Here is a 4,106-nt window from a genome sequence, read left to right on the forward strand (position 1 = left end):
TCGCCGGAGCCGTATGATGTTAATGAGGGAAGCCCCGAGGGGCCGGAGCCCGCAAAGGGGCGCCGGCATCCCGCCGGCGCGTCCGATCCGTGCGCGGAAGGGCTTAGCGCATGCCACCCATTGCACCGCTCATGACCATCATCATGAACTGTTGCAGCGGCATCTTCTTGCCGTTGAAGTCCACCTGGCCATCAGCATAGTTCAGGTACGAAACGATGTTGTCGTTTTCGACCTTGGCCACGCCCATGGCGGTCGCCATCGTGCCCACCATTTCGGCCTGGCCCTTGGCGGTCTGGGCCGCACGGTCGGCCGGCACGCCTTGCAGTTGCGGCTGGATCGCCATCAGGTCTGCCATGTTGCCCTTGGACAGCACCAGCTTGGCGTCCAGCTTGCGGATCGCCTGCATGGCCACATCCGAGGCGGGCTGGTCCACCGAGGCCGGCTTGGCCAGGCTCACGTCCAGCTTGAACGTCGACGTACCGTTGGTGGTGCGCACTTGCAGGGGCGACACCGACAGGCCGGGGTTGCCGGCCAGCAGCAGCTCGACGTTGGTCTTGAGCACTTGCTGCTCTTCCGGCGTGAACTCCGGCGACTTCTGCTCGCCGCTTTGCACCATGCGGCGCGATGCGGCTTCATACACGTCGTTCAGGGCCTTGAGCGCCTTCGGGTCCAGGTTCGTCAGGCCCAGGGCCAGCTGCACGCCTGCCATGTCCTTGTTCTCGACATTGATCATGCCGAAGTCCAGCATCAACTTGCCGCTCACGCCGGCATCCGCTTCCGACAGGTCCACGGCCACGGTGGTGTCCTTGAACTGCACCGGCGGACGGGTCTTGGACGAAATCGTCCAATCCTTGAAGGTCATCTTTTGGCTGCCCATGAGCATGTCGCTCTTGCCCGGGGTCAGGTCGCTGTTGAACGCGATGCCCTTGATGGTCATGCCCACGATGTCGCTTTCGTCGGCCGGACCCGACAGCGCCACGCTGTCGCTCTTCATGGCGAAGACGCCGTGCTTGGTGGCGGTTTCGTACTCGACATCGCCCGTCATGCCGGCAAAGGTCAGCGTGGTGGCGTTGCTGGTGGCTTCAGCCGGGGCCAGGTTGAACGTGCCGGTGATGTTCTTGCCATAGCTGACGCTATAGGCGCCGGACAGCGGCGTGGCGCCCTTGGTGGCCGTGAACCAGCCCTTGACGGCGGGGGTTTCCTCGATCTTGAAGCGGCTGGCGACCATGGCCGGCGCCAGCTTGCCCGAGGTCAGGTTCGACAGCGGGAAGGGGCCGTGATCCAGTTGCTCGGTGAACTGGACTTCGTGCTCTTCGGCCGGCTTGCCATCCTTGGCGGGCAGCGTGAACTTCACGCGATAGCGCTCGGACGAGGAAAACACGCCGCGCTCGAACGACATCAGTTCGATCACGGCGGTCACGCCCCATTTGTCGGCAACCTTCTTGAGTTCGACGTTGCCTTCGTCAATCGACTGTTTGACGAACGCCTCGGCCTTCTGGCCCGTGTACCAGGCCGTGCCCGTCCAGATTGCGCCCAGCGCAACGACCAAACCCGCTACTGCCGCCTTTTTCATAGCAACCCTTTATTTCTTTATGTGGGAGATAAGCGCTCGGATTATAGGGAGGGTCGCACTAGGGATTACACCTAAATCGTAATAGGACCTGCTAAATGTTACTTAGTTATACCTCCGACGGGAATTCCGCGGGTGTTGCGGCGCCGCATCAGCTACAATCGCCCTGTGTGCTTTGCCAATCTGCACACGTCCGCTAGGCACTTCGCCGCCAAGCTTCGCCCAATAAGGGCGCTTCCCTTTTCTCCTTATTCGTCCGCCTGGATTGGAGTCTCTCAACTTGAGCGACGGGCTGCCGCTGGAGTTGTTTTGACTACCTCTTCCTCTTTCGCCGACCTCGGGCTGGCTGATTCCCTGTTGCGCGCCATTGCCGACACCGGCTATACCGCACCCACCCCCATCCAGGCCCAGGCGATCCCGCAGGTCCTGAAAGGTGGCGACCTGCTCGCCGCCGCCCAGACCGGCACCGGCAAGACCGCTGGCTTCACGCTGCCCATCCTGCATCTGCTGATGCAGAAAAAGCCCGAGGCCCGCAAGCCCGGCCGCCCCCGTTGCCTGATCCTGACCCCGACGCGTGAACTGACCGCGCAGGTCGCCGAATCGGTGCAGACCTACGGCAAGCACACCTCGCTGACGTCCATGGTGATGTTCGGCGGCGTCAACATCAACCCCCAGATCTCCGCGCTGCGCAAGCCGCTGGACATCCTGGTGGCCACGCCCGGCCGCCTGCTGGACCACTGCGGCCAGAAGACCGTCGACCTGTCCGGCGTCGAGATCCTGGTGCTGGACGAAGCCGACCGCATGCTGGACATGGGCTTCATCCGCGACATCCGCAAGATCCTGGCCCTGCTGCCCAAGCAGCGCCAGAACCTGCTGTTCTCGGCCACGTTCTCGGACGAAATCCGTGCACTGGCCCGCGGCGTGCTGAATGATCCGGGCGAAGTCTCGGTCACCCCGCGCAACACCGCCACCGAACTGGTCACCCAGACGGTGCACCTGGTCGAACAGCACCACAAGCGCGACCTGATCAGCCACATCATCCGCGAAAGCGGCTGGCACCAGGTGCTGGTGTTCACGCGCACCAAGCACGGCGCCAACCGCCTGGCCGAAAAGCTCGTGAAAGACGGCCTGACCGCCGCCGCCATCCACGGCAACAAGAGCCAATCGGCCCGCACCCGCGCGCTGGCCGGCTTCAAGGATGGCACCGTCACGGTGCTGGTGGCCACCGACATCGCTGCCCGCGGCCTGGACATCGACCAGTTGCCCCAAGTGGTCAACTTCGAGCTGCCCAACGTGCCGGAAGACTACGTGCACCGCATCGGCCGCACGGGCCGCGCCGGCGCCACGGGCGCCGCGGTCTCGCTGGTGGATAACAGCGAAATCAAGCTGCTCAAGGACATCGAGCGCCTGATCAAGAAGACCATCGAGCGCAAGCCGGTACTGGATTGGACCCCGCCCGCCACCAGCGCGGCGGCCTTTGACCGCCAGGAACGCGACGAAGACGCGCGCTCCCCGCGCGGTGGCAACCGCAATGGCGGCCGCGGTGGCAATGGCAACGGTGGCGACCGCCGCTCGCGCCCGGCCAACGCCGCGCCGCGCAGCGCCGGCAGCGGCCGTGCGCCGGCCCCGGCCCGCGCCGCCGGCGAAGGCCGCGGCAACCCGGCACCGCGCGACGGCAAGCCCGCCGAACGCCCGGCCCACGCCGGCCGCAACGAGGCCCGCCCGCAGCAGAACCACCGCCGCCCCGAAGGCTCGGCACGTCCCGCCGGCAACGGCGGCTCGGGTCGTCCGGCAGGCGCGCCCCGCGCCGCGCTGCTGTCCAAGTAATATCCCAGGCACCTCCCTCACAGCGACCCACGGACCCGCGCCATCATGCCCCTCTCAACCTGGTTGACGTTCTTCCTGGCCTCCTGGGCCATTTCGTTCTCTCCCGGCGCAGGGGCCATTTCGGCCATGTCTTCCGGACTGAAATACGGATTCGCACGCGGCTACTGGAACACGGCCGGCCTCATCATGGGCATCCTGTTCCAGTTCGTCGTGGTCGCTGTCGGCCTGGGCGCGGTGCTGGCCACGTCCGAGATGGCCTTCAACGTGGTCAAGTACCTGGGCGTGGCCTACCTGATCTACCTGGGCGTGCGCCAGATCCGCACCGACGCCGCGCCTGTCGCGGTGGACGCGGGCGATCCCAAGCAGGCCTCGATCCGCGAGCTGGTCATGCGCGGTTTCCTGATCAACACCATGAACCCCAAGGGCACGGTGTTCCTGCTGGCCGTGGTGCCGCAGTTCGTCGATACCGCCTTGCCGCTCACGCCGCAGTACGCGGCGCTGGCGGGCACGCTGGCGTTCACCGACCTGGTCGCGATGGGTGTCTACACCCTGTTGGCCGCCCGCGTGCTGCGCCTGCTGCGCGATGCCAAGCACATCCGCTGGATGAACCGCACCTTCGGTTCGCTGTTCATCCTGGCCGGCGTGTTCCTGGCGTCGTTCCGCCGCCATTCCTGAATTTTCCCGCGCGGGGCACGCGCCGGCAGCGGCG

At 65.6% G+C, this 4,106-nt stretch carries 3 protein-coding genes; 2 read left to right on the forward strand and 1 reads right to left on the reverse strand.

The window, feature by feature from the left end; all coding sequences use genetic code 11:
- Positions 1 to 103: 103 nt before the first annotated feature.
- Positions 104 to 1,573: a YdgA family protein gene (locus AC6LJ2_RS29890; RefSeq protein WP_263912788.1), complete on the reverse strand. Its 1,470-nt coding sequence runs from the start codon at positions 1,571 to 1,573 to the stop codon at positions 104 to 106.
- A 306-nt stretch (positions 1,574 to 1,879) separates the two neighbouring features.
- Between AC6LJ2_RS29890 and AC6LJ2_RS29895 the strand changes: the two genes are divergently transcribed.
- A complete protein-coding gene (locus AC6LJ2_RS29895; protein WP_263912787.1) occupies positions 1,880 to 3,397 on the forward strand; it encodes a DEAD/DEAH box helicase in 1,518 nt (505 codons plus the stop codon).
- Between the two features lie 45 nt (positions 3,398 to 3,442).
- Positions 3,443 to 4,072 (forward strand): LysE family translocator, encoded by a 630-nt coding sequence (locus tag AC6LJ2_RS29900; RefSeq protein ID WP_006386996.1) that lies wholly within the window; start codon positions 3,443 to 3,445, stop codon positions 4,070 to 4,072.
- Positions 4,073 to 4,106: the final 34 nt, after the last annotated feature.

The organism is Achromobacter sp. 1014246743 (assembly GCF_059760725.1).

Excerpts from the sequence above, each read along its gene's own strand:
- AC6LJ2_RS29890 (WP_263912788.1), bottom strand. The coding sequence starts at position 1,573 with ATGAAAAAGGCGGCAGTAGCGGGTTTGGTCGTTGCGCTGGGCGCAATC.
- AC6LJ2_RS29900 (WP_006386996.1), top strand. The coding sequence starts at position 3,443 with ATGCCCCTCTCAACCTGGTTGACGTTCTTCCTGGCCTCCTGGGCCATT.